The organism is Mesorhizobium australicum (assembly GCF_900177325.1).
Lineage (GTDB): Bacteria > Pseudomonadota > Alphaproteobacteria > Rhizobiales > Rhizobiaceae > Mesorhizobium_A > Mesorhizobium_A australicum_A.
In genome coordinates this window covers 4608130-4633431 of sequence record NZ_FXBL01000004.1, presented here as the reverse complement: position 1 = coordinate 4633431, position 25302 = coordinate 4608130, and the positions used below count along the sequence as shown (strand labels likewise).

Here is a 25302-nt window from a genome sequence, read left to right as displayed (position 1 = left end):
CGGCTTCTCAGCCTGCGCTGAAGCCACCGGGGCGCAGGCGATAGATCCCGCTGACACGGATGCAGATCTCGTCGTCGGCATGCACCATCGACTGGAAGAACAGCAGGCCGCCGCTGTGACGCACGAGCTCCGGCTGCGACCAGACCCACGCCCCGGCGCGGGCGGGTGCCACGAAGTCGATGCCGAGATTGATCGTCGGTGTGTCGACGGTGATGTTCAGCCTGCGCTTGATCACGCTGCCCTGGATGTCGGCGAAAAATGCCAGCACGCCGCCATGGCACATGCCCATCTTGTTCAGCTTGCGCGACGTGACGCGAAAGCCGATCTGCCGGGCGCCGTCCGGCATCTGCCGTTCGTAGAACGGCCCGGCAAACATCTCGGCCTCGGCCCGATCGCGCAACTGCGCGAAGCCCTCCGGCGGCATGTCGTCTTCCAGCTCGGTAATCATTGCTCTCCTTTCGTCTCGCAACGGCGAGTATAGCTGCTTGCAATTAATGCGCTACGACATAGTATGTTAATGAACAAATATACGAATTGAGGAGGAGCGTTGTGACTGAACTGACGATGGAGACCCTGACCTGTCGGATCGAGAGCGGTATAGCCCGCGTGACGCTGACGCAGGCAGAACGAGGCAACCCGTTCGACGGTCCTTTCTGCAGAGACATGTGCGACCTGTCGGTGGAACTGTCCTGCCGCGACGACGTGCGCGCGGTGCTGCTGACGGCGGAGGGCCGCTTCTTCTCCGTTGGCGGCGACATCCGTTCGTTCCTCAAGGACCTGTCGCAGCTGCCCCGCGTGGTGAAGTCCTGGACCGCCGACGTCCACATGGCGATCACGCGTTTCCAGCGGATGAATGCGCCCGTCGTCTGCGCTGTGCATGGCGACGTGGCCGGCGGCGCGGTTTCACTCGCCGCGATGTCGGACATCCTGATCGCCGCCGAAGGCGTGAAGTTCAACGCCGCCTTTTCGATGATCGGCTTCTGTGCCGATTCAGGCTCGACCGTGTCGCTGACCAATCGCATGGGCTTCTCCCGCGCCAAGCGCTTCCTGATGCTCTCGGAGGTACTCGAGGCGAAGGACGCGCTCGCAACGGGTCTCGTCGACTTCGTGGTGCAGGGCGCCGAGCTGACCGCGACGGCCGACGCAATGGCGGCGAAGCTCGCTGCCGGCCCGACCCTCGCCTATGGCGCCATCAAACGCACGATCCTTTCGGCACGCAGCGAGCCGCTCGAGGCCCAACTGGAGCACGAGGCACAAGCACTCGCCCAGCTTGCTTCCACCGAGGATGCCCGAGAAGGCCTGACGGCGTTCAGCCAGCGCCGCAAGCCGGAGTTCAAGGGCAGGTGAACAAGCGACCGCGCCAGATCCGGACGCCGCTCCGCTCGGAAGAGGAGTTGCGGTTCGGCTATCTGATCCACGACGTGTCGCGGCTGCGGCGGACGATCTTCGACCGCTGGCTGGCCCCCTCCGGCATCACCCGATCGCAGTGGTGGGTCCTGGCGTTCCTGGCCCGCCAGGACGGGATGCCGCAGACGGATCTCGCCGACCAACTCGATGTTGGAAAGGTTGCTTTGGGAGCATTGATCGACCGGCTGGAGGCTGCCGGCTTCGCCGAACGACGGCCGGCGCCGTCGGATCGCCGCGTCAAGCTGGTCTGCCTCACCCAGAAGGGGCGGGAGCTTCTGCGCACGCTGCGCAGGAACAGCCGCGAATTCAACCAGCGCATTCTGGCGGGAATCGCGGCCGAGGACGTCGTGGCCGCGATCGGCACGCTCGGCCAGATCAAGCGGAACCTGCTCATGCCTTCGGATGACGAAAGCCTACCCTACGAAAGCTGGCCCGCAAGCGATGGCGGGTGAGCCCGCCGCCGGCGGACCCTTAGAGATGGGTCCTCAGCTTCTTTTGTAGTTCGCCGACCACGCCTTGGCGGAACAGGAGCACGAACAGGGTGAAGACGATGCCCTGGATCAGCAGCACCCACGGGCCGTAGGGCGACAGGAAGTGCTCCAGCGACAGGATGATGTAGCTGCCCACCACCGGACCGAAGATCGTGCCGATGCCGCCCACGAGATTGATCAGCACGACCTCCGTGGAGATGACAGTCGATACGTCTGTCAGGGTCGCGATGCCGAACACCACCGTCTTGAGCGAGGCGGCGAAGCCCGCCATAGCCGCCGAGATCGTGAACGCGGCCAGCTTGAACCGGTCGACATTGTAGCCGAGCGATTTGGTGCGTTCGGGATTGTTACGGATGGCGCGGAGCACCTGGCCGAAGGGGGAGTGAATGATGCGGTTGTAGAAGGCCAGCATCGCCAGCACGACCGCGGCCATGAACCAGTAGAGCGCGGTGTTCGACGACAGGTCGAGGACGCCGAGCACGGTGCCGCGCGGAATCGACTGGATACCGTTCTCGCCACCGGTGAAGGGCGCCTGCATGGCGATGAAGTAGACCATCTGCGCGAGCGCCAGCGTGATCATTGCGAAATAGAGACCGGTGCGGCGGATCGCGATCCAGCCGAAGACCAGGCCGAGCCCGCCGGCGAAGACGGTGCCGGTGAGCACGGACAGCTCGAACGGCAGGCCCCACTGCGTCGCGGCATAGCCGCAGAGATAGGCGCCCATGCCGAAGAAGGCCGCATGGCCGAAGCTCATCAGGCCCGTATAGCCGAGCAACAGATTGTAGGCGCAGGCGAAGATGATGAAGCAATACACCTTCATCAGGAAGATCGGATAGAGGAACAGCGGCGAGATGGCCACGAAACCTGCAAACAGCAGGAAGAAAATCGCCCGCGCCCGGGTGAAGCCCAGGAAGGTGTTGGATTGGCCGTCGTCCACGGTGACGACTCCTTTCAAGGAGGGTGTCTGCGCGATGGTCATGCCGTTTTCCCGAACAGGCCGCGCGGACGCAGCACGAGGATGATGACCATCGCCACGAAGATGACGGTCGACGACGCTTGCGGGAACACCGCCTTCGTCAGGCCTTCGAGCAGGCCGAGGCCGAGGCCGGTGACGATGGAGCCGAAGATCGATCCCATGCCGCCGATCACCACGACCGCGAAGACGACGATGACGATGCTGGTGCCCATCGACGGATCGACGGAGAGGATCGGCGCCGCCATGACGCCGCCGACGGCCGCCAGCGCGACGCCGGCTCCGTATGTCAGCGTCAGCATCACGGGAACGTTGATCCCGAACGCCTGCACCAGCGCCGGATTGTCGGTCGCGGCGCGCAGCTTGGCGCCGAGGGGCGTCCATTCGATCACGAACCAGGTCGCGAGACACAAGACTATGCCGGCGACGACGACCCAGGCGCGATAGGTCGGCAGCAGCATGTAGCCGAGATTGACGGCGCCGCGCAGGCTGGGAGGTACGGAGTAGGGCAGGCCCTGGGGGCCGAAGGTGATGCGGATGAAACCCTCGACGAAGAGCGCCAGGCCAAGTGTGAGCAGGAGGCCGTAGAGGTGGTCGAGCCGATAGAGATGCCGCACGAGCGTCACCTCCACCACCAGACCGATCATGCCGACGATGAGCGGAGCGATGACGATCGCTCCCCAGTAGCCGATACCCAGCCACTGACCGAGCGCATAGGCGATGAAGGCGCCGAGCATGAAGAACACGCCATGCGCGAAGTTGATGACGCCGAGCAGGCCGAAGATGATCGCGAGGCCGAGCGACAGGATCGCGTAGAAGACCCCGTTGACCAGGCCCAGCGTCATCTGCGTGAGGATCAGGTTGATGTCCATGTCAGACCGAGCTCCCCTATACCGCCAGCAGCTTGTCGACGCGGCCGATGTTCGTCGCGAACTCGGCCCCTTCAAGACGATCGATGATCGCCCCGTTTTCCATCAGGTAGTGGATGTCGGCCAACCCCTCGACGAAGTGGGCGTTCTGCTCGACCAGGATGATCGTGTAACCGAGCTGCTTGATCTCGCGGATCGTGCGCGCGATCTGCTGCACGATGACGGGGGCGAGGCCTTCCGTCGGCTCGTCGAGCAGCAGCAGGCGGGCGCCGGTGCGCAGGATGCGGGCGATCGCCAGCATCTGTTGCTCGCCTCCGGACAGCTGTGTGCCCCGGCTCGACGCCCGCTCCTTGATGTTTGGGAAAAGCGCGTAGATGCGTTCGATGTCCATGCCGCCCTGGGCGACGATCGGCGGCAGGAAAAGGTTCTCCGACACCGTCAGCGATGGGAAGATGCCCCGGTCCTCGGGACAAATGGCGATGCCCTTGCGCGCGATCTGGTCGGGGCGAAGCTTCAAAAGGTTGACGCCACCGTAGTTGATCGCGCCCTGCGTCTTCCCCATCAGGCCCATGATGGCGCGCATCGTGGTCGTCTTGCCGGCGCCGTTGCGGCCGAGCAGCGACACGACCTTGCCGGCCGGGATGTCCATGTCGACGCCGTGCAGCACGTGGCTTTCGCCATACCAAGCATTGAGGCTGCGGATCTCAAGCATGGGCTGCTCCGAGATAGGCCTCGACGACCTTTTCGTTGCGGGCGACCTCTCTGTAGTTGCCGGAGGCGATCACGCGGCCGCGCGCAAGCACGGTGACGTGATTGCAAAGCCCTTCGACGACCGAGAGGTTGTGCTCCACCATGATCACGGTTCGTCCCTTCGCCACCTTGCGGATCAGGTCCACGACGCGGCCGATGTCCTCGCGTCCCATGCCGGAAGTCGGCTCGTCGAGAAGGAGGATCTGCGGATCGAGCGCCAGAGTGGTGGCGATCTCCAGCGCCCGCTTGCGTCCGTAGGGAAGATCGCCGGCGCGCACATTCGCCCACTCGACAAGCCCGAGCTGATCGAGCAGGTCCATGGCGCGTCCGTGCAACTGCTCGAGGGTTCGTTCCGAGCGCCAGAAATCGAAATTCGTGCCGCGCTTCTGCTGAAGGGCGAAGCGCACATTGGCCAGCGCAGTGAAGTCGGGAAAGATCGAAGAGATCTGATAGGACCGCACGATGCCGCGGCGCGCGATCTCGTCCATCGGCAGGCCGGAGATCGCGTTTCCGCGCAAGCTGATTTCGCCGGACGTCAGCGGCAGGCTGCCCGTCAGCAGGTTGAAACAGGTCGTCTTGCCCGCGCCATTTGGGCCGATGAGGGCGTGTATCTCGCCTTCGGCGATGTCGAGGTCAACACCGTCCACCGCCTTGAAGGCGCCGAAACTCTTCGTGATGCCTCGAACCCTGAGTACCGCGTCCGTCAACCGTTCCTCCTCGGTCTTCGCAACTCGTGCCGTCCAGGTTCGTAAGGACGGCGGGATGTCCGGGAAGCGCTCGAACGCGCTCCCCGGGTCTCAGTTCAGCTCTTCACCAACGGGCATTTGCTGCCCGAAAGAGGCGGAGCGATCTTGTCCGCGTCGATCTTGCCGGTGATCTTCAGATAGTCCCAGTCGCCCTTACTCTCCTGAGGAGTCTTGGTGACGAAGGAATACATCGGCCGCATGGTGCGGCCGTCCTCGCGGATGCTCGCGGTGTCGCCGTTGATCATCTGGATCGGCGCCTCGCGCATCTTTTTGACGATTTCGGTCGCGTCGTCGTTGCCGGCCTCGTCGGCTGCCTTGAGATAATGCGTGATCATCTCGTAGGCCATCGCGTTGGTGAACGTCGGGGGCCGGCTGTAGCGCTCCTGAAAGCGCTTGGCGAACTCGCGGGTCTTGTCGTTCTGGTCCCAGTAGAACTGGATCGCGCCGGAGACGTTCTGGAAACTCTCCAGGCCCGCCGCCTTGATATCGGTGTCGCCGAGAAGATAGGGCGCGAGGGGTATGGTGATCCCGAACTCCTGCGCCTGCTTGGCGATGGCGATCTGCCACGCACCGAAAGTGGCGAGGCCGATCGCATCCGCGCCCTTCGCCTGGGCTTCGAGCAGGAAGGCTGAGAAGTCGGTGGTCTGCGGCGAATGCTTGGCAGAACCCACGAGCTCACCACCCGATTCCGCGAGCGCGCTTTCGCCGAAGGCCTGAAGATCCTGCCCGAAAGCGTAGTCGACGGTGATGTAGTACCACTTCTTCAACCCCGCCTCGACGAGCGGGACGGTGATGGCGCGGGACAGGCCGTAGCTGTCCATCAGCATCTGGACCTGCCGGGGGCCGCACTTCTCGTTGATCATCGGCATGGCCGCGGCGCTTGCGATGAAGGTCAGGTTCTTGTCACGGACGAGGTCGGACACCGCCTGCGCGGCCGCAGAATGGTCGACGCTGAACAGGAGGTTCAGGTCGCCCTTGTCCACGAACTCGCGGGCGATGCCGAGCGCGACGTCGGGCTTGGACAAGTGATCGGCCACGTGGAGCACGATCTTCTCGCCATTCACTTCGCCGCCGAAATCATCGATGGCCATCTCGATGGCGCGCTGGCTGGATTCTCCGGTCAGCACCGAGGTCGGACCGGACATGTCCGACAGGTAAAGAATGTTCACGTCGGCAAATGCCGGCCACGGGGCCGCGAGTGACGCGACCCCCGCCAGCATCGCAAGTTTCAGTCTGATAAATGTCATTGTGCTCCTCCAACACAGGTTATTGCCGCTGCTCCGTCGGGCCGGCAAGCCGGCCCGACGTCGGTGCTGCGCTTATTTCTTCACCAGCGGGCACTTGCTCTCCGACAGCGGCGGAGCGAGCTTGTCCGCCTCGATCTTGCCGGTGATCTTCATGAAGTCCCAATCCCCCTTGCTCTCCTCTGGGGTCTTGGTGGTGTAGGAGTACATCGGCCGCAGCGTCCGGCCGTCCTCGCGGATCGAGGCTGTGTCGCCGTTGATCATCTGGATCGGCGTCTCGCGCATCTTCTGGACGACCGCGGTAGCGTCCTTCTTGCCCACCGCTTTCATCGCATTCAGGTAATGTGTGATGAACTCGTAGTGCATGGCGTTCGTGAAGGTCGGCGGGCGGCTGTAGCGCTCCTGATAGCGCTTGGCGAACTCGCGGGTCTTGTCGTTCTGATCCCAGTAGAACTGGATCGCGCTCTGCACGTTCTGGAAGCTCTCCAGTCCGGCCGCCTTGATGTCCGTGTCGCCTAGGAAATACGGTGCAAGCGGGATGCTGAGGCCGAATTCCTGCGCCTGCTTGGCGATGGCGACCTGCCATGCACCGAAGGTCGCAAGGCCGATCGTCTCGGCACCCTTGGCCTGCGCCTCCAGCAGGAAGGCGGAGAAGTCGGTGGTCTGTGGCGAATGCTTGGATGCGCCGACAAACTCGCCACCGGCCTCCTTGATCGCATCCTCGCCCTTGGCCTGGAGGTCCTGGCCGAAGGCGTAGTCGACCGTGATGTAGTACCACTTCTTGCGGCCCGCCTCGACAAGCGGGATCGTGATGGCGCGCGAAAGCCCGTAGCTGTCCATCAGCATCTGGACCTGGTTGGGACCGCATTTCTCGTTGGTCAGCGCGGTCGAGGATGCGCCGTGGAGGTATGCGACGTTCTTGTCGCGCACGAGGTCGGAGACGGCGAGCGCCACGGCAGACTGGTCGACGCTGAACAGCAGGTCGACCTTGTTGCCGTCCACCCATTCGCGCGCGATGCCAAGGCCGACGTCAGGCTTCGACAGGTGATCGGCCACCGAGAGCACGATCTTCTCGCCGTTCACCTCGCCGCCGAAATCGGCGATCGCCATTTCGATGGCGCGCTGGCTGGACTCGCCGGTCAGCACAGAGGTCGGACCCGACATGTCCGACAGGTAAAGGATGTTCACGTCCGCGAGCGCGGGCAAGGCCATTGCGACCATCGCTACGCCCGATAGGGCTGCTGTCTTGAATTTCCCGAATGCCATAGTGCTTCCTCCCTTTCACTAAGGATACTTCACCAGCTTCACCCGTCCGGCCTGCCTGAAGCGCGGCTAGACGTGTCTCGATGTGCGGAACACCGTCTGGAAGCTGATCATACAGTAGCGTATCTTTATAGATGCGCCAACACAAAATTCGTTAGCGTATCATTGTTCAGTCGTTGAACAACCGGTCTTCAGTAGGGGACAGCGGCGCGGCCGATTTTCTGGCGTGCGATGATCTGCTTCATCACGCCCGCGGTGCCGTCGCCGATCTGCAATCCCATCACGTCGCGCATGCGCTGCTGGTGCGGCAGGTCGAAGGTGTAGCCATAGTGGCCCATGGTCAGCAGGCAGCTGTGGATCACCTCCATCGCGTGCTTCGGCCCCATCCACTTGCACATCGCCGCCTCGGCGGTGTGCGGCAGGCCAGCTTCGCGCAGTTGCAGCGTATGGTAGGCGAGCTGGCGAACGGCCTCGATGATCGACTCCCCCTCGGCCAGCGGGAAGCTCACCCCCTGGAACTGGCCGATCGGCCGGCCGAAGGCCTGGCGGTCCTTCGAATAGGCCCAGGCCTCGTCGAGCGAGGCTCGCGCTGCGCCGATGCATTCCAGCGCGATCAGCGCCCGGGAATAATCGAAGCCATGCATCACTTGAGTGAAGCCCGTTCCTTCCGGGCCCAGCCTGTATGTCTCGGGTATGACGACATCCTCGAAGAACAGCGAGCCGCGGCCGACGACGCGGTGGCCAATGTCGTTGAACTTCAGCCGCGCGATGCCGGGCGTGCCTTCTGGAATGAAGAAGGCCGAAACGCCCTTTGCGCCGTCTTCAGGGCTGCCGGTGCGGGCGAACACCAGGAAGATGTCGGCGCTGTCGGCGAAGGTGATCGATGTCTTCTCGCCGGTCAGCACATAGTCGCCGCCGCGCTTGCGCGCCCTCAGCTCGATGCGCGCCGCGTCCGACCCGCCGCGCGGTTCGGTCAGGCAGATCGCCATCAGCTTCTCGCCGGCGATCATCTTCGGCACCCACTCTTCCGCGATGTCCTTCGTCGCATGCTGCAAGAGCACGGCCGCGTTGAGCGAGACGTTCACCGGCAGCGCGGCCATGTTGAAGTCGCCATAGGCGAGAGCCTCCGCGACCAGGCCGGTGGTGATAGAGGTCTGGCCGAGGCCGCCCAGCTCCTCGGGAAGATCCGTGCCGATGAAGCCGAGCGACCCCATCTCGCGCGCGAGGTCGCGGTCGAAGGGCTGGTTTTCGCGCTTCTGGTAGCCCGGCAGCAGCACTTCGCGCGCGAAGCGGTCGGCGGCTTCCTTCAAGGCGAACTGGTCCTCGGTGAAGATCACGCGGCAACCCCGTTCTTGATGCCCCAGTCCGCGAGCACGGTCTCAGTGTCGGCGCCCGGCTCCGGCGCGGGACGGCGCAGTTCGCCCGGCGTCAGCGAGAGGCGCGGCGCCGGCGCCGGATATTTCAGGCCCGCCATGTCGACGAAGGTCTGACGCGCAACCATCTGAGGTTCGTTCCATGTCTCGTCGATCGACAGGACGGGCGAGAAGCACGCGTCCTTGCCGCGCATGACCTCGATCCATTCGGCTCGCGTCTTCCTCGCGAATATCTCAGCGAACTGCTTCCGCATCGCCGGCCAGTTGCGGCGGTCGCTGCGATCGGGAAGTTGCGCCCGGTCGAGGCCCAGGCAGGAGACGAGCGCGGCATAGAACTGCGGCTCGAGCGCGCCCACTGCAACCCAGTGGCCGTCACTGGTCTCATAGGTGCCGTAGTACGGTGCGCCGCCGTCGACGATATTGTCCTGGCGCCTGTCGGTCCAGGTGCCCTGCTGGCGGAAGGCCTGGAAGGCGGACATCAGCTGCGCGACGCCGTCGAGCATTGCGCAGTCGACCACTTGGCCCTTGCCCGCATCCCTGGCGGCGTGAAGCGCCATCAGGATGCCGGCAACAAGGAACATCCCGCCGCCACCGAGATCAGCGACGAGGTTGAGCGGCGGCGGAGGCGGAGATCCCGCCTGACCCAATGCGTGCAGCGCCCCGGTAAGGGCGAGATAGTTGATGTCGTGTCCGGCTTCCTGCGCCATCGGCCCGTCCTGGCCCCAACCGGTCATCCGGCCGTAGACGAGGCGCGGGTTGAGATCGAGGCACACGTCGGGGCCGAGACCCAGCCGCTCGACGACGCCGGGCCTGTAGCCTTCGACCAGCACGTCGGCCTTTGCGATCATCGCCTTGGCCGTGGCCATGCCCTTGGCAGACTTCAGGTCGAGGGCAACGGAGCGCTTGTTGCGCATGTAGAAGTCGTATTTGCGCGGGACGTCGAGTTTCCATCCCGAGGCTGGTGGCCGGTCGATCAGCACGACGTCGGCGCCGAAGTCCGCGAAGAGGGCGCATGCGAACGGCGCGGGTCCTTGCCCCGCCAGTTCTACGATCTTGATTCCGGTCAGCGGCCCGGCCACGGCATTCTCCACTTAATTCGTCCATCGCTGCCCGGCGAATGACAGGCGTCTCTCTCCCGTTGGGTCGACCTGTCACAAAGCCCCTTGATCATTCGAAGCCCGACGGATTGCAGGGGGATCAAATGCATATTGATATGCTAATTTACTATATGCAATATGATAATACGTCGCGATCTAAATCATTGAGGCAATCGCTGCAGCGCGCTTTGCTGCGCGGGGAGGAGGACCCATGCAGATCACACAGTTCGTCCGTCAGGCGAAAACGCTCAATCCCCAAGGGACCGCGACGATCTACGAGGGGCGTAGCCGCAGTTGGGTGGAGTTTGCCGAACGCAATGCGCGGATGGCGGGTGCGCTGCGCAAGCTGGGCCTTGCTGCCGGAGAGTTCGTCGCCGTCCTGTCGATGAACTCCGACCGGTACGTCGAGCTCTTCTATGCTATTCCCCATGCTGGTGGCTGTTTCGCGCCCATGAACGTCCGCTGGTCAAAAGCCGAGAATGCCTATGCCCTGAGAGATTGCGGCGCGACGATGCTGTTTGTCGGGACGGACTTCGTCGAACAGGCAGTCGACCTCGCAAGGGACTTCCCGCTGAAGGCGGTTATCTACATGGGCGAGGGCGACATACCCGACGGCATGCTGTCCTACGAGGAGCTTATCACCGCGACCGAACCGGTGGAGGATGCCGGACGCGCGGGCGAGGATCTCTATGCCGTGTTCTACACCGGCGGCACCACGGGCGATCCCAAAGGCGTCGCCTTCACGCATCAGGCGCTGGCACAGGCGAGCATTGCCTATCTCGCCATGCTGCCGGATATCGAAGACCTGAGCTTTGCCTATGTCGGCGGCTTCTTCCACTTCTCCGCCGCGAACGCTGCGCTCTACATCACGCTCAGCGGCGGCACGCATGTCGTGCTGCCGAAGTTCGAGCCCGTCGCGATGATGCGGGCGATCTCGGAACACCGCGTGACGAATGCGGTCATGGTGCCGACGATGATCACCATGATGCTGAACCATCCCGACTTCGACCGCTATGACCTGTCGAGCCTGCGCACGCTCGTCTATGGCGGCTCACCGATGCCGCGCGAATTGATGGCTGAGGCGTCGCGCAAGCTGCCGGGTTGGCGCTTCTACCAGATCTACGGCATGACCGAGACCGGCGGCTTCGCCACCATGCTGCGCTGGCGCGACCATATCTTCGACGGGCCGAAGGCGCACCGCATCGGCGCTTGCGGCCAGCCGTCGCCAGGGGTCGAGATCCGCATCGTCGATCCGGCCGGCAACGATCTCCCGCGGGGCCAGCTCGGCGAGATCGCGATGCGGTCGGACTACCTGATGAAGGAATATCTGGGAAAAGCGGAGCAGACGGCCGTGGTGCTGCGCGACGGCTGGATGTTTTCCGGAGATGCCGGCTACATGGACGAGGATGGCTATCTCTACGTCGCCGACCGCGTGAAGGACATGATCGTCACCGGCGGCGAGAATGTCTTCTCCATTGAGGTGGAGCGTGCGCTGTATAGCCACCCTGCGGTCATGCAGGCCGCTGTCATCGGCGTGCCGTCGCAAGAGTGGGGCGAGGCGGTGCACGGCATCGTCGTGCTCAAGTCAGGACAGACCGCGACCCAGGCGGAGCTGATCGCCCATTGCCGTAAACATATCGGCGGCTACAAGTGCCCGAAGGCCATCACCTTCCGCGACGAGCCGCTGCCGGTCGGCCCAGCCGGCAAGGTGCAGAAGAACGTGCTGCGCGAGCCGTTCTGGGCCGGCCGGACGAAGAAGATCTAGCCGCAGGCATCGCCGCACGTACGGTTGGGCGGCCGGCCACCGAGGCGCGACTAGCGCGCGCCTCCCAGCACGAAGCGTTCCACTTCGCCTTTCGGGCACAGTTCGACGATCGTGCCGTGCCCGTCGCCCTTGGTGATCCAGCCGCGATGGAGCGGCAGGTTTTTGGTCGGTTTCTGGTGATAGGCCTTGATTCCCGCCGCCTTCAGCCGCGCGATTTCGGCTTCCAGGTCGTCTACCTCCAGCGCGACGACGACATCGCCGTGCCTCATCTCGCTCTTGCCGGAAGCCTCCACCAGCTCGACGGGCAGGCCGCCCTGCCTGTGGAAGAAGGCGAGGCGCAGCCCGAGCTCTGGCACCTCCTTGATGACCGGTGCTCCTTGCCCGATAACGGTCTGGTAAAACGGTATGGCCTTCTCCAGGCTCTCGACGAAGATGCCAATATGGTCGAGTTGTCCGGTCACTGCGTTTCTCCTCCTGAAAATATGATAGCTAGTTTACTTTCATCTTGCGTACTTTACAATGACTGACACCTGAAACGCGAAGGGAGGAGCGCCATGGGTCGTCTGGAGGGACGTCGCGCGATCATCACCGGTGGCGGCAGCGGCATCGGCCGCGCCAGCGCGCTGCGGCTTGCGCAGGAGGGCGCCAGTGTCATGGTCGTCGGCCGCCGCGAGGAGCCGCTGAAGGAGACGGCGGCGTTGGTGGCAGAAAATGGCGGGACGTGCCTGCATCATATCGCCGACGCTGGCGATGAAGCCGGAATCGCCGCTGCGATCGAGCGATGCGTGGCTGAACTTGGCGGGCTTGAGATCTTCTTTGCCAATGCGGGCAACACCGATTCCGTGAGACCGTTCCTGGAGCAGACGGCCGAGCAGTGGGAAGGCATGTTCCGGGACAATGTCGTCACTGCCTTTGTCGCGTGCAAGCTCGCGGGCGGATACATGGCCGGGCATGGCGGCGGCTCGATCATCCTCAATTCATCGACGGGTTCGCTGCGCGCACGAGGCGGCACCGAGGCCTATGGCGCGGCGAAGGCCGGCGTGAACCACCTGACCATGACCGCCGCCTGCGCCTTCGCCGGCAGGAAGGTGCGCGTCAACGCCATCCTGCCTGGGCTCACCGAGACGGGCCTGACCCAGCCGATGTTCGACTGGGCGCGCAAGTCGGGAAAGGAGGACCGCCTCGGCATGCTGACGCCGATGCAGCGGCCAGGTCATGTGGACGACATGGCGGGCGTGGTCGCGTTCCTCGCCTCGGACGATGCGGCGTATGTCGATGGCCAGCTCATCCCGGTCGACGGCGGCATCTCGGCGACCCATCCCGCCGGAAAGTTCGTCTACTGATGATGCGCTTCCATCACATGGGCGTCTTTGTCGCGGACATCGACGAGGCGCTGCGGCTGTGGGTCGACGTGCTCGGCTTCACCTTGACCCACCGTGCCTTCATTCCGGACGGCCGCAAGGACCAGCCGGGCACGCGGATGCCGGCCGAGACACTGGACGATATCTTCGGCGTCGAGGGCGCGCGCTCCGAAATGGCACTGCTCACCTCGGCGGACGGGGCGATGATCGAGCTCCAGTGCCCGCTCGTGCCGAAGATCGAACGGACGCCGCCTGAAAATCTCCGGTATGGCCATACCGGCATCCACGAGCTGGGCTTCCAGGTAGAGGATATCGACGGCTGGTTCGAAAGGATCCGCGCCGCCGGCTACCAGACCCAGACGGATTATGTCTGGCCGTGGGCCGTCACCGGCAAGTCGTTCCTGTTCTACGACCAGGACGGCAATCTCATTCAGTTCTGTGAGCAGAAAGGTATGCCGTCATGGCGACCCTGAACCGCCGCTGGATCTATGCGCGTCCGCTCGAGGGACCGCTTTCCGTCTCGAACTTCGAACGGCGCGATGCGCCGGTGCCGCAGTTGCGCCAGGGGCAGGCACTGGTCCGCGTGCGGCTGGTGTCGATCGATCCGGCGAACCGCCTCTACTTCGCTCTGCAGGCCTATCGCCCGCAGCTCGCGCCGGGCGACGTCATGGCCGGTTTCGGGATCGGCGAGGTCGTCGATAGCACGGATCCGAGGTTCCGCGTGGGCGATCTCTGGCACGGCGATTTCGGCTGGCAGGACTATGCCGTCATCAATTCCTACGACCGGCACGAATATTGGCATCGCTGCAGCGAAGGGCACACGGAGCAGGATCTGCTCGGGGTTCTCGGCATCACCGGGATGACCGCATGGTTCGGGGTGGAGGAAGTGCTGCGCGCGCAGGCAGGCGAGACGGCCGTGGTGGCGGGCGCAACGGGCGCCTGCGGATCGATCATCGCTCAACTGCTGAAGCTGAAGGGGTGTCGGGTGGTCGGCATCGGCGGCGGGCCGGAGAAATGCGCCTGGCTCACCGACGAGCTGGGTCTTGACGCCGCGGTCGACTATCTCGCGCCTGATATGGCCCAGGCGCTTCGGACAGCTTGCCCGTCCGGCGTTCAGGTCTATTCCGATGCGGTCGGCGGGGATGTCAGCCGCGCCACCTTGCCGCTGATGCGCCGAGGCGCCCGCTGGTATCATTTCGGCAACCTGTCCGCCTATGCCGACGCGCGCCCGGGCGTTCCCGCCGAACGGCACGATTCCTTCATGTCGGAGGAACTGCGAGCACATTGCCACGCAGAGGCTCTCAAGCCCCGTTTCCTTCTGGTGTTCGATCACTACTGCCACCGGCTCGAGGCGGAGGCGCGGTTTGCGGAGCTTCTCCGCGATCGTCGGCTGATAGCACCTTCGACGGAACTCGACGGATTCGATCGATTGCCGCAGGCGCTTGCCGGCGGCGGCGCGGGCAAGATCGGCAAGCTCAACGTCCGGATTTCGGAAGGCCAAGGCGCACAGGCGTAGTGCGTTGCGTCGAGCGCGCTTGACGAGGACAAGTTTGATGTGGTTTTGTATCGTAATCTAGATTACAATATGCTTGATGGTCCGGAGAGGAAACGGACCTCGGCTGGCTTCAGGGAGGAGGCAGGCATGGCTGGACAGTTCGACTATGCGGCTCACGCGAAGGCGATGCGTGCGCAGGGCTGGTGGCAGGACAAGACGCTCGACAATCTTCTCGATGCGGCGGTCGCCTCCTATCCCGACAAGAAGGCCGTCGTCGCCTATCGGATGGACAAGGGCTTCGATGCCCCGAACAAGGTGATGACCTACAGGGAACTCAGCGATGCCGTGGCCAAGGCGGCGGGCTCGTTCCGCGCGCTCGGCATCAGCAAGGGCGACGTCGTCGGCCTGATGGTCCCCAACTGGTGGGAGTTCGTCGTCTCGGCCTATGCGCTGGCGCGCGTCGGGGCCGTCGCCAATCCCCTCATGCACATTTTCCGCGAGCGCGAGCTTCGCTTCATGCTCGGCTTTGCCGACACCAAGGCGATCATCATTCCCAAGGTGTTCCGCGGTCATGATTTCGAGAAGATGCTCGACGGACTGAAGCCGGAACTGCCCAAGCTCGAGCACATCATCGTGGTCGACGGCGAAGGCGAGCGCTCCTTCGACAAGCTCATCATGAAGTCTGCCGCCGCGCCGGTTTCCTCCGCCGAGGGCACGCCTCCCGCGCCCGACGAGATGGCGGTGCTGATGTATACGTCCGGCACCACGGGCGAGCCGAAGGGCGTCATGCACTCTTTCAACACGCTCGTGGCCTGTGCCAAGGCGCTGGGCTCGCGCCTTGGCCACACCTCCGACGTGATTCACTTCGGCTCGACCCCGTTCGGTCATATGACGGGCTATGCAGCCGTGATGGTCCAGGCGCTCTACCATGGCAACACGGTCGTCTTCCCGGACGTATGGGAGCCCAAGGCCGGCGTCGAGATCATGGCACGCGAGGGCGCGACCCATATGGCCGCCGCAACGCCGTTCCTGGCCGATATCGTCCGCCTCGTCGGCGAAGGCGCGCCGAAGCCACCGTTGAGAACCTTCCTCTGTGCCGGCGCGCCGATCCCGCCGGTCATTATCGAGAATGCGCGCAAGCTGATGGGGCTCAACGTCTCGTCTTGCTGGGGCATGACCGAAAGCCTCGGCGGCTCGCTGACCGAGCCGGAGCGCGCGGCCGACAAGTCAGTATCCAGCGACGGCCGCCCCGTCGACGGCGTCGAGGTGCTGATCGCCGACGAGAATCTGCAGCCCATGCCGACCGGCAAGACCGGCCGGTTGTATTTCCGCGGCGCCCAGCAGTTCATCGGCTACTACCGGAAGCCGGGTCTCGACGGCCGCGGTTCCGAAGGCTGGTTCGACACCGGCGACCTCGCCTACGTAGATGCCGATGGCTACATCCGCATCGACGGCCGCACCAAGGACATCATCATCCGCGGTGGCGAGAACGTGCCGGTCGCGGAGATCGAATCGATCCTCTACCGTCACCCGAGCATCACCGATGCGGCGATCGTGGGCTATCCCGACAAGCGCATGGGCGAGCGCGGCTGCGCCTTCGTGGTCGTGAAGCAGGGCCAGTCCTTCTCGATGGACGAACTACGCGAGTGGATGGGCCAGAGCGGCGCCGCCAAGCAGTACTGGCCGGAGGCCGTCGAGGTGATTGAGGCGATGCCGCGCACCGCGACCGGCAAGATCCAGAAGTTCGTGCTCAAGGACAAGGCGACCAAGCACGCCATCGACTGACTTGGCCACCTCCCGTTCGTCTCGCATTCAAAGGCATCACCATGGATTTCGACCTCCCTCAAACCATCGTCGACAAGCTCGCCGAGCTCGACGCCTTCATTGAGGCCGAGATCAAGCCGCTGGAGAAGGAGAACATCAAGTTCTTCGACCATCGCCGTGAATATGCGCGCACCAATTGGGAAGAGGATGGCCGGCCTTCCGACGAATGGCGCGCCCTAATCTCCCAGATGGAGGAACTCGCCGACCAGGCCGGACATCTTCGTTACTGTCTGCCCGAGAGCTGCGGCGGGCAAGGGGCCGGTAACCTCATGAATGCGGCCATCCGCGAACATCTGGCCGCCAAGGGGCTCGGTCTGCACAACGACCTGCAGGACGAGTCCTCGATCGTCGGCAACTTCCCCATCGTGCCGGCGATCGCCCGCTACGGCACCGAGGAGCAGAAGGTCTATATCGACGGTATCATCACCGGCAAACGCCATCTGAGCTTTGCGCTGACCGAGCCCAACCACGGCTCCGACGCGACCTGGCTGGAGACACGCGCCGTGCGCGATGGCGACCACTGGATCATCAACGGGCGCAAACGCTGGAATTCGCAGGTCGGCCGCGCCGAGGCCAATCTCGTCTTCGCCCGCACCAGCGGCAAGGACGGCGAGGCGAAGGGCATCACCGCCTTCATCGTGCCGACCAGCACGCCCGGCCATACGATCGTGATGAACCACTGGACCTTCAATATGCCCACCGACCATTCGGAGGTGGAGTTGAAGGATGTGCGCGTGCCGAATTCGGCCATCCTCCACAAGGAGGGCGAGGGTCTGAAGATCGCGATGATGTTCATCCACGAGAACCGCATCCGCCAGTCCGCGGCGAGCGCCGGCGCCGCGAGGTTCTGTATCGAGCAAGCTGTCAAATACGCCAGGGAGCGCGTCATCTTCGGCGAGCCGCTGGCCACGCGCCAGGCGATCCAGTTCCCCTTGGCGGAGTTGCATGCCGACTGTGAGATGATCCGCAACTACATCTTCCGCACGGCCTGGAAGATGGACCGGCAGGATCCGGCCCAGTTCTCCAACGAGGTCTCGATCTGCAACTACAAGGCCAACGATCTGGTGTGCCGCGCCGCCGACTTTGCGATGCAGGTTCATGGCGGGCTCGGCTATTCGCGCCACATGCCGTTCGAGCACATCTATCGCCACCATCGCCGCTACAGGATCACCGAGGGCTCCGAGGAGGTGCAGAAGCGCCGCATCGCGCACACGCTTTTCAAGTTCAGCGGACGCGAGCAGTGAACACTTCGCTTGCTGCGGCGCCTCAAACGCTCGACTTCGACACCGAGGTGTTGCGGCGTTTCCTGACGGACTATCTTGGGCGCAAGATCGCCTCGCTGTCGATCCGCGCAACCGAGGGCGGCATGTCGAACCCGACCTATTTCGTCGCGGCCGACGGATGGCGGGCGGTGCTGCGCAAGCAGCCGCGGATGCAACTGGCCAAGTCGGCGCATGCGATCGATCGCGAGTTTCGCATCCTGAAGGCCTTGGCGGCGTCGGACGTTCCGGTGCCCGAAGCCTATCACTACCACACCGATCCGGACCTCCTTGGCACGCCCTTCTATCTGATGGAATGGCTGGAGGGCCGTGTCCACATTGCCTATGCCATGCCCGGACTGACGCCGCAGGAGCGCGCGCAAGCCTATGCCTCGATGTGCGAGACGATGGCGAAGATCCATCGTCTGGACTTCCAGGCCCTCGGGCTGGCCGACTACGGCCGGCCCGGCAACTATTTCGAGCGCCAGATCAGCCGCTGGTCGCAGCTCTGGCTGCAGTACCGCAAGGACGACGGCGACAACCCAGACCTCGACCGCATGATCGCCTGGCTGGAAAAGCGCATCCCCGGCAGCCAGTTGCTATCGCTATGCCATGGCGATTTCCGCATCGGCAACATGATGTTTCATCCGACCGAGCAGCGCGTGATCGGCGTGCTCGACTGGGAACTGTCGACGCTCGGCCACCCGCTCGTCGACGTGGCGTTCAACACGCAGGCCTGGCACATGGCGCCAGACGAGAATGGCGGCATTGCCGGCGAGGATCTCAGCGCGCTCGGCATCCCGGCCGAGGAAGCTTACCTCCAGACCTACTACGGCCATGCGGGCAGCACCGAACGGCTGACGGACTTCCATCGCGTCTTTGCGATGTTTCGCGGTGCGGTCGGCAGCGCCGGCGTCGCGGTTCGCGGCGAGCTGGGCAACAGCACTCTGCCGGATTCGGCGCGCGTCGGGCGTTTCCTTGCGCGGGCCTATGCCCGGCGCGGCATGCAGATCGCAGAGAGAAGTGGACTTTGATGGCGGACGGAGCAGTCATGACGCTGGACGAAGCCATAGCCGGACGCCGTTCGGTACGGGCGTTTCTGCCGCGCGAGGTTCCCGAGGAGACGATCCGCGAGGTGTTCGAACTCGCACAGCGGTCGCCGTCGAACTGCAACGTTCAGCCCTGGATCTCGCACGTCGTATCCGGCGAGAGCCTGAAGGCGCTTGGCCGCAGGATGGTCGAGGCCGCGAGTTCCGGCTTGGCGCCGGACCCCGACTTTACCGCCGATCGCAAGTTTCTCGGCGTCTACCGCGAGCGCCAGATCGACGCCGCCGTGCAGCTCTACGGCGCGATGGGCATCGAGCGCCACGATCGTCCGGGCCGTGACTGGGCCTATCGCCGCAATCTCCAGTTCTTCGACGCGCCGCACGCCGTCTTCGTCTTCATGTTTGGCGAATTCGAGGAGCGCGAGGCCGTCGATCTCGGCATATATGCGCAGACGTTGATGCTGGCGCTCACATCGCGGGGCATATCGAGCTGCGCGCAGGGCGCGCTCGGCCTCTACCCGTCGATCATCCGCGACCATCTCGGCCTCGATGAGACGCACCGGATACTCTACGGCATCTCCTTCGGCTACGAGGACGCCTCCGCCCCCGCCAACACAACCCGTGTCGGCCGCGCGCCGTTGGGCGAGGCCGTCGTCTTCCATCGGTGAGGATTTTCCCATGCACGAGCCGCTGAAAGGCAAGGTCGCAATCGTGACGGGGGGAGCGCGCGGCCTCGGTCGCGCCTATGCGCTTCGGCTGGCGGGGCTGGGCGCCGATGTGGTCGTCGCCGACCTCAACCTGGACGGCGCGCGCGACTGGAACGAAACGCTGTCCGCCGACAGCGTCCCTGCCGAGATCGAGGCGATGGGTCGCCGTTCGATCGGTGTCCAGGCGGATCTGTCGAAGCCGCAGGACGTCGAGCGGATCTTCGCCGAAACGATGCGGGCTTTCGGGCGCGTCGACATCCTCGTCAACAATGCCGGCGGCGCGATCGCACGCGACAGCGGCCCTCTGGCGACGCAGACGAGCCAGGCGGACTATGATCTTCTCATGGACGCCAACTTGCGCTCGACGCTGCTGTGCTGCCAGGCGGCCGCGCCGATCATGCAGGAGCAGCGGTCGGGCGTGATCGTCAACGTCACGTCCCAGACCGGCGTCTCCATCCTGCCGGGCGGGCTTCTGGCGGTATACGGCGCGGCCAAGGCGGCCGTCGCCATGCTCACCCGCAACCTCGCGTCCGAACTCGGCCCGCACGGAATCAGGGTCAACGCCATCGCGCCTGGCATCATCATGACGGCCCGTGTCGCGGCCCAGGCTGCCGCGCGCGGCATCGGCACCAATTCGCAGGCGGACAGCCTGCCCCTGCGCCGGTTGGGCACCGTCGAGGACTGCGCCGGCGTGCTGGAATTCCTCGCCACCGACCTCTCGCAGTATGTGACGGGGCAGGTCATCTGCGCCGATGGCGGCGCGGTTCTGGCGCCGAACTGATGGCCGCGCTTTCGGGCAAGGTTGCCATCGTCACCGGCGCGGCGCGCGGCCTCGGCCGCGCCTATGCGCTGAGGCTTGCGAAACTCGGCGCCGACATCGTCATCGCCGACGTCAACCTCAAGGGCGCTGCCCGTATCGGCGAGGAACTGACCGCCGAGAGCGTGATGGCCGAGGCAGAGGCCTTGGGCGTGCGCTCGATCGGTGTGGAGGGCGACCTGCGCGAGCCGGAAGCCGTGAAGCGCCTTGTCGCGGAGACGCTCGCCGCCTTTGGTCGGATCGACATCCTCGTCAACAATGCCGGCGTCGCGGTCGCGCGCGGCAGCGGCACGCTGGCGACGGAGACGACGCCGGAGGCATTCGACTATCTCATCGATGTGAACCTGAAATCCGCGCAATTGTGCTGTGCGGCAGTGGCGCCGACGATGAAGGCTCAGCGCAGCGGCGTCATCGTCAACATCTCGTCCCAGACCGGCATTTCGCTGCTGGAGGGCGGCAATCTCGCCGTCTATGGCGCGGCGAAGGCGGGTGTCGCCTACCTCACGCGCACGCTTGCCGCCGAACTCGGCTCCTATGGAATCCGCGCCAACGCGATTGCGCCGGGCATCGTCGAGACCGAGCGCCTGAAGCGGCTCGACCCGTCCATGGGCGTGGGCACGCCCCGGCAACTCGAAGCCATCGCGCTGAAGCGCTTTGGCAGCACGGAAGACCTCGCCAACGTGCTGGAATTCCTGGCCACCGATCTTTCCGGCTACGTGACGGGACAGGTCATTTCGGTGTGCGGCGGAGCCGTCCTGCATCCGAGCTGACGAAATCGGCCGTCCGCTGAGACGCCGTGGTAAATGTGGAGGGGGTCATGGGAACGCGTGCGATAAGGCTTGTGATCGACGACGGGCTTGCACGGCTCACCATGTGCCAGCCGGAACGCGGCAATCCGATCGATGAGGCATTCGCCGCCGAGTTCAGGCATGCCGCCGAGTGTTGCTACCGGAATCCGGATGTCAGGGCCGTGCTTCTCGACGCGGAGGGCAGGTATTTCAGCGTCGGCGGCGACCTGAAGCTTCTCGCGCGGGATCGCAATGCCCTGCCTCCGTCCGTCACGAGGATGCTGAAGGATCTCTGTTACGGCATCGAGCTCTTTGCCAGGGGCGACGCGCCGGTCGTCGCCAGCGTCCACGCGACGACGGCGGGCGGCACGGTCGGGCTGGTGTCCGGCTGCGACCTCGTCTACGCGGCGCCGGACGCGACCTTTGCCTCGGCATTCTCGACCATTGGCCTTTGCCCCGACAGTGGAGCCTCGTTCTTCCTGACGCGTCGTGTCGGAGCAAGACTCGCCAAGGAGTTCTTCCTGCTCGGCGAGGTCTGGGATGCCGAAACGGCCCGCGCCAACGGGCTGGTCAACCGCGTGGTTCCGGCCGCCGAACTGGCTTCGACCGCGGAGGCTGTGGCCAAGCGACTCGCAACAGGTCCGACCCTCGGTTATGGCGAGACGCGGCGGCTGATCGACGGCAGCATGCACAACAGCCTCACGGAGCAACTCGCTGCCGAGGCCGCGGCAATCGGCCGCCTCATCACCACCGAAGACGCCTGGGACGGTATCACCGCCCTGGTCGAGAAGCGCCGGCCTCGCTTCGGCGGACGTTGAAGGCCGTTTCGGCCTGGGCGTTCGCTACCTGTGCAGGAGGTCGCGCGGCGAGATACCGTATTTGCGCCTGAACAAGGTCGAGAAGTGCGCGGAACTGTTGAACCCGAGATCGTAGGCGACGGCGGTGATGGTTCGGCGGTCGCCTCGCGCCAGGCGGTCATAGGCAAGTTGCAGACGGCGGCTCCAGATCCATTCCGATGCGGTCATCTCGCTTCCTTCGAAGAGCATATGGAGATGGCGCAGCGAAACACCGTTGGCGACGGCGATGCGCTCAAGTGTCAGGTCGTGCTCGCCTATATGGGCTTCGATCCAATTCTGGACCGAGAGGAGCCGTGCCCTCCTGACGGAGCCGTCGGCTAAGGGCGAGTCGTCCGGGCCCGACTGCAGCGTCAGCGCGAGCATGTCCATCAGCCGGTCGCCAAGGCCGGCGCGGATCCCCTCTCCGAGTTTCGAGCCTTCCGTCGCGAGCGAGGCGCAGAATTCGGTCGCAATACGGCCGAGGCCCTGGGTGGTGTTGATAAGGGCCGAGACGGGTACCTTGTCCTTATCAAAACGGCTGGCGAAGTCGTCGCGAGGAAGCTCGAGATAGAAGGAGCGGGCTTCGCCGTGGCACTGCAATTCGTAGAGTTCGCTGGCGCAGAAGATGGCACCTCGGGCGGCATTCGACCGCAGCGTCGAACCCCGCTGGATGACGCTGAAGTTGCCGCTGTGGACCAGCTGGAGATAGTAGCAGTCCTTGTCGAGGCGGGCGATGTGCTGGCGATTTCGGCGAATGCGCTGCTCGGAGAGAAGAATGTCGGTCATGACGACCTCTCCGAACCGGGCCTCGCGTATGAAGCCACGGTAGTCCTCCGGCCTGGTCGCGGCCACGTCGACATTGACGTAAACGTCGCAGATAGCATCACGCCACGCGGTATAGCGCTGCGCCTGCGGCAGGCTCTGCGTGTCGAACATCAGGTCCAAGGGCCCCTCCACCCGTGAACGAAGCCCACTGGGCGATGACAGCTCCTCCCGAGCCGCGACAGTCCCAGCCAATCAAGGAAGCTTATCCCTCGCGAGAGACGGCGTCCAGCGGTCTGGCAGTGTCTGCGCTCTCAGAGAAAAGCTTTGCGCGGAGGTGAAAGAAGCCGTTTCGGAGCGTCGCTAGCTTTGCCCCGTCCGACGGATCCGATCGTCGGCGCCGTCTTTGGGAGGAGCGGATATGCAGGTGTTCGGCCGGCTGAGCCAGGAGCAGATCGTCTTCGGCCTGGCGCTGCTTCTCTGCGTCGGATTCGCCGTGGCCTTGCCCGGCTTCCTGACCGCGAACAACGTGCTCAACCTGGTGCGCAGCGTTTCGATCCTCGGCATTCTCGGCGTGGCGATGGGCCTCGTGGTCATTGGCCGCGGCATCGACCTGTCTCTCGTCGCACTGATGGCGATCTCGGTCGCCTGGACACTGAGCATGATCGCGGGCGGGATGCCGCTGCCCCAGGCGATCGCGATCGGGCTCGCCTTCAGCCTCTTGATCGGCGCGTTGAATGGCTGGTTCGTCGCCTATGTCGAGATCCCCGCGATCTTCGCGACGCTCGCCATGGGCACGCTGGTCTACGGGTTCGGCCGCTATTTCCTGTTCGATCTCGACGTCGTCTACATGCCCCCGGCCGGCGGGCCTCTGCTGTGGCTCGGTCAGGGGACCGTGCTTGGCGTTCCGGTGCCCATCTACCTCTTCGCGGGCGTATGCCTGGCGGGCCACGCCTTTCTGAGGTTTTCCAAGTCCGGCCGCTATCTTCGCGCGGTCGGCGACAACATGCTGGCCGCGCGCATCACGGGCGTGCCCACCCGGCCGACAGTCGTGATGCAATACGTGCTGTCCTCGCTGATCGGCTATCTCGCCGGCATCATCACGGCGGCCTCCGTGGCCTCGATGAATACGCGCGTGGCAATCTCGACCTATGTCTACGACGTGATCCTGGTCGTGGTGCTCGGCGGCATCGGCCTGTCCGGCGGCAAGGGCGGCATCCGCAACGTCATCGTCGGCACGCTGCTGATCGGCGTGCTGCTCAACGGCATGACGATCATGGACATCCAATACACCGTCCAGAACGTGATCAAGGGCGCGATCCTGCTCACGGCCATCGTCATCGACACGATCCTGAACCCCCGCGACGAGCAGACCGCTCAGCAGGGCGACATCTAGAGCCAAGTCAACAATGGGAGGAAGACCATGCGACTGATCAAGACAGCAGCACTCGCCGCGGTGCTCGCGCTGTGCGGCGGGACCATTCATGCACAGGAGGGTATCGACGACCCGACCCGCGCGCCGTACTACGAGTCCTTCGTCGGCAAGAAGGTCGCCTACGTTCCCGTGGCGATGGGCTTCGACCTGACGGAAGGCTGGGCAGCCGGCCTGAAGGAGGCGCTGGAACCGCTGGGCGTGACCTTCGACATCCGCGATCCGAACTGGTCGACGGATGCCGGCGCGCAGGCGATCACAACCCTGATCGCCGAGAAACCGGACGTCATCGTGGTGCATAATCCCGATGTTCAGTCCTACGCGCGCCTTCTGAAGAAGGCCGAAGAGGCCGGCATCTACGTGGTGCAGGTGAACATGCGTTCGAGCTACTCGACCGACGTGTTCGTCGGCGCGGACTATGTCGGCATGGGTCAGCAGATCGGCGAACGGCTGGTCGAGGTCTGCTCGCCGGCCAAGGGCGGTTCTGGCAAGGTTGCGATCACTCAGGGCGTGCTGACGGCGGCGGCCTCGATCTACCAGATGCAGGGCATCAACAACGTCCTGTCGAAGCATCCCGAGATCCAGCTCGTTTCCAACCAGGCGGCGGACTGGGACGCGACCAAGGCCAAGAACATCGCAGCGACCGTGATCCAGCAGCATCCGGATCTGTGCGCCATCACCGGATTCTGGGACGTGATGGACGTCGGCACGGCGGCGGCGATCAAGGAGTCCGGCAAGAATGTCTACCTGCTGACGCAGGGTGGCGGAAACCGGATGGTCTGCGACGGCCTCGCCAACGGCACCTATTCCGAATCGGTGGTGTATTTCGTGCCCGGCCAGGCGCGCGACATGGCGACCATGATCAAGCAGCTGCTGCAGCTGAAGCAGCCCGCCGGCACCACCAAGACGACGCTCTTCACGCCGCTCAACTTCCTGCGCAAGGACAACATGACGGCGGCGTCGTGCTGGGACATGCCCACCAAGGGCTGACGCATAG

Annotated in this window: 26 protein-coding genes; 15 read left to right on the top strand and 11 right to left on the bottom strand. The window is 64.4% G+C overall.

The window, feature by feature from the left end; translation table 11 throughout:
* Nucleotides 1-7 precede the first annotated feature (7 nt).
* A complete protein-coding gene (locus tag B9Z03_RS25225; RefSeq protein ID WP_085466756.1) occupies nucleotides 8-448 on the bottom strand; it encodes a PaaI family thioesterase in 441 nt (146 codons plus the stop codon).
* Between the two features lie 101 nt (nucleotides 449-549).
* Here B9Z03_RS25225 and B9Z03_RS25220 point away from each other — a divergent pair, with 101 nt between their 5' ends.
* The gene (locus tag B9Z03_RS25220; protein ID WP_139832390.1) at nucleotides 550-1347 is read left to right on the top strand and encodes an enoyl-CoA hydratase/isomerase family protein; all 798 of its coding nucleotides are present in this window, start codon (nucleotides 550-552) and stop codon (nucleotides 1345-1347) included.
* Nucleotides 1344-1859 carry a MarR family winged helix-turn-helix transcriptional regulator gene (locus tag B9Z03_RS25215; RefSeq protein ID WP_085466754.1) on the top strand — a complete coding sequence of 172 codons (516 nt, stop codon included), beginning with the start codon at nucleotides 1344-1346 and terminating at the stop codon, nucleotides 1857-1859. The genes B9Z03_RS25220 and B9Z03_RS25215 overlap by 4 nt, the downstream gene beginning before the upstream one ends.
* A gap of 19 nt (nucleotides 1860-1878) precedes the next feature.
* Here B9Z03_RS25215 and B9Z03_RS25210 read toward each other — a convergent pair whose 3' ends face one another.
* The 8 genes from B9Z03_RS25210 to B9Z03_RS25175 all read right to left on the bottom strand — a co-directional run bounded on the left by B9Z03_RS25210 (nucleotide 1879) and on the right by B9Z03_RS25175 (nucleotide 10195).
* Complete coding sequence (locus tag B9Z03_RS25210; protein ID WP_085466753.1) at nucleotides 1879-2877, bottom strand: branched-chain amino acid ABC transporter permease; 999 nt, start codon at nucleotides 2875-2877, stop codon at nucleotides 1879-1881.
* A complete protein-coding gene (locus B9Z03_RS25205; protein ID WP_085466752.1) occupies nucleotides 2874-3743 on the bottom strand; it encodes a branched-chain amino acid ABC transporter permease in 870 nt (289 codons plus the stop codon). The genes B9Z03_RS25210 and B9Z03_RS25205 overlap by 4 nt, the downstream gene beginning before the upstream one ends.
* 16 nt (nucleotides 3744-3759) lie before the next feature.
* A complete protein-coding gene (locus tag B9Z03_RS25200; RefSeq protein ID WP_085466751.1) occupies nucleotides 3760-4452 on the bottom strand; it encodes an ABC transporter ATP-binding protein in 693 nt (230 codons plus the stop codon).
* Nucleotides 4445-5197, bottom strand: coding sequence for an ABC transporter ATP-binding protein (locus B9Z03_RS25195; protein ID WP_085466750.1), 753 nt, complete (start codon nucleotides 5195-5197; stop codon nucleotides 4445-4447). Before B9Z03_RS25195 ends, B9Z03_RS25200 begins: the two co-directional genes overlap by 8 nt.
* A gap of 95 nt (nucleotides 5198-5292) precedes the next feature.
* Complete coding sequence (locus tag B9Z03_RS25190; RefSeq protein ID WP_085466749.1) at nucleotides 5293-6483, bottom strand: ABC transporter substrate-binding protein; 1191 nt, start codon at nucleotides 6481-6483, stop codon at nucleotides 5293-5295.
* A 72-nt stretch (nucleotides 6484-6555) separates the two neighbouring features.
* Nucleotides 6556-7746, bottom strand: a complete 1191-nt coding sequence (locus B9Z03_RS25185) for an ABC transporter substrate-binding protein (RefSeq protein WP_085466748.1) — start codon at nucleotides 7744-7746, stop codon at nucleotides 6556-6558.
* Nucleotides 7747-7934: 188 nt separating this feature from the next.
* On the bottom strand, nucleotides 7935-9080 hold the full coding sequence (locus B9Z03_RS25180; protein WP_085466747.1) for an acyl-CoA dehydrogenase family protein: 1146 nt from the start codon (nucleotides 9078-9080) through the stop codon (nucleotides 7935-7937).
* Complete coding sequence (locus tag B9Z03_RS25175; RefSeq protein ID WP_085466746.1) at nucleotides 9077-10195, bottom strand: CaiB/BaiF CoA transferase family protein; 1119 nt, start codon at nucleotides 10193-10195, stop codon at nucleotides 9077-9079. Before B9Z03_RS25175 ends, B9Z03_RS25180 begins: the two co-directional genes overlap by 4 nt.
* 229 nt (nucleotides 10196-10424) lie before the next feature.
* Between B9Z03_RS25175 and B9Z03_RS25170 the strand changes: the two genes are divergently transcribed.
* Nucleotides 10425-11978: a long-chain-fatty-acid--CoA ligase gene (locus tag B9Z03_RS25170; RefSeq protein WP_085466745.1), complete on the top strand. Its 1554-nt coding sequence runs from the start codon at nucleotides 10425-10427 to the stop codon at nucleotides 11976-11978.
* Between the two features lie 50 nt (nucleotides 11979-12028).
* Here the strand turns inward: B9Z03_RS25170 and B9Z03_RS25165 are convergent, their stop codons facing one another.
* Entirely contained in the window at nucleotides 12029-12439 is a 411-nt protein-coding gene (locus tag B9Z03_RS25165) for a VOC family protein (RefSeq protein WP_176247636.1), read from the bottom strand.
* A 93-nt stretch (nucleotides 12440-12532) separates the two neighbouring features.
* Here B9Z03_RS25165 and B9Z03_RS25160 point away from each other — a divergent pair, with 93 nt between their 5' ends.
* The 10 genes from B9Z03_RS25160 to B9Z03_RS25115 all read left to right on the top strand — a co-directional run bounded on the left by B9Z03_RS25160 (nucleotide 12533) and on the right by B9Z03_RS25115 (nucleotide 22093).
* Nucleotides 12533-13321, top strand: coding sequence for an SDR family NAD(P)-dependent oxidoreductase (locus tag B9Z03_RS25160; protein WP_085466743.1), 789 nt, complete (start codon nucleotides 12533-12535; stop codon nucleotides 13319-13321).
* Nucleotides 13321-13812, top strand: coding sequence for a VOC family protein (locus B9Z03_RS25155; protein WP_210191386.1), 492 nt, complete (start codon nucleotides 13321-13323; stop codon nucleotides 13810-13812). Before B9Z03_RS25160 ends, B9Z03_RS25155 begins: the two co-directional genes overlap by 1 nt.
* Complete coding sequence (locus B9Z03_RS25150; RefSeq protein ID WP_085466742.1) at nucleotides 13800-14855, top strand: MDR family NADP-dependent oxidoreductase; 1056 nt, start codon at nucleotides 13800-13802, stop codon at nucleotides 14853-14855. Before B9Z03_RS25155 ends, B9Z03_RS25150 begins: the two co-directional genes overlap by 13 nt.
* 126 nt (nucleotides 14856-14981) lie before the next feature.
* Entirely contained in the window at nucleotides 14982-16619 is a 1638-nt protein-coding gene (locus B9Z03_RS25145; RefSeq protein ID WP_176247635.1) for an AMP-binding protein, read from the top strand.
* A 41-nt stretch (nucleotides 16620-16660) separates the two neighbouring features.
* Nucleotides 16661-17902: an acyl-CoA dehydrogenase family protein gene (locus tag B9Z03_RS25140; RefSeq protein WP_085466740.1), complete on the top strand. Its 1242-nt coding sequence runs from the start codon at nucleotides 16661-16663 to the stop codon at nucleotides 17900-17902.
* On the top strand, nucleotides 17899-18951 hold the full coding sequence (locus tag B9Z03_RS25135; protein ID WP_085466739.1) for a phosphotransferase family protein: 1053 nt from the start codon (nucleotides 17899-17901) through the stop codon (nucleotides 18949-18951). Before B9Z03_RS25140 ends, B9Z03_RS25135 begins: the two co-directional genes overlap by 4 nt.
* Complete coding sequence (locus B9Z03_RS25130) at nucleotides 18951-19631, top strand: nitroreductase (RefSeq protein WP_210191385.1); 681 nt, start codon at nucleotides 18951-18953, stop codon at nucleotides 19629-19631. Before B9Z03_RS25135 ends, B9Z03_RS25130 begins: the two co-directional genes overlap by 1 nt.
* Nucleotides 19632-19641: 10 nt before the next feature.
* On the top strand, nucleotides 19642-20451 hold the full coding sequence (locus tag B9Z03_RS25125; RefSeq protein ID WP_176247634.1) for an SDR family NAD(P)-dependent oxidoreductase: 810 nt from the start codon (nucleotides 19642-19644) through the stop codon (nucleotides 20449-20451).
* The gene (locus B9Z03_RS25120) at nucleotides 20451-21257 is read left to right on the top strand and encodes an SDR family NAD(P)-dependent oxidoreductase (RefSeq protein ID WP_085466736.1); all 807 of its coding nucleotides are present in this window, start codon (nucleotides 20451-20453) and stop codon (nucleotides 21255-21257) included. Before B9Z03_RS25125 ends, B9Z03_RS25120 begins: the two co-directional genes overlap by 1 nt.
* 47 nt (nucleotides 21258-21304) lie before the next feature.
* On the top strand, nucleotides 21305-22093 hold the full coding sequence (locus B9Z03_RS25115; RefSeq protein ID WP_085466735.1) for an enoyl-CoA hydratase/isomerase family protein: 789 nt from the start codon (nucleotides 21305-21307) through the stop codon (nucleotides 22091-22093).
* A 24-nt stretch (nucleotides 22094-22117) separates the two neighbouring features.
* Here B9Z03_RS25115 and B9Z03_RS25110 read toward each other — a convergent pair whose 3' ends face one another.
* Nucleotides 22118-23047 carry an AraC-like ligand-binding domain-containing protein gene (locus B9Z03_RS25110; protein ID WP_244561937.1) on the bottom strand — a complete coding sequence of 310 codons (930 nt, stop codon included), beginning with the start codon at nucleotides 23045-23047 and terminating at the stop codon, nucleotides 22118-22120.
* Between the two features lie 247 nt (nucleotides 23048-23294).
* On the opposite strand from B9Z03_RS25110, the gene B9Z03_RS25105 reads away from it, so the two are divergent.
* Both B9Z03_RS25105 and B9Z03_RS25100 read left to right on the top strand, forming a co-directional pair.
* On the top strand, nucleotides 23295-24269 hold the full coding sequence (locus B9Z03_RS25105; protein WP_085466733.1) for an ABC transporter permease: 975 nt from the start codon (nucleotides 23295-23297) through the stop codon (nucleotides 24267-24269).
* A 27-nt stretch (nucleotides 24270-24296) separates the two neighbouring features.
* Nucleotides 24297-25295, top strand: a complete 999-nt coding sequence (locus tag B9Z03_RS25100; RefSeq protein WP_085466732.1) for a sugar ABC transporter substrate-binding protein — start codon at nucleotides 24297-24299, stop codon at nucleotides 25293-25295.
* Nucleotides 25296-25302: the final 7 nt, after the last annotated feature.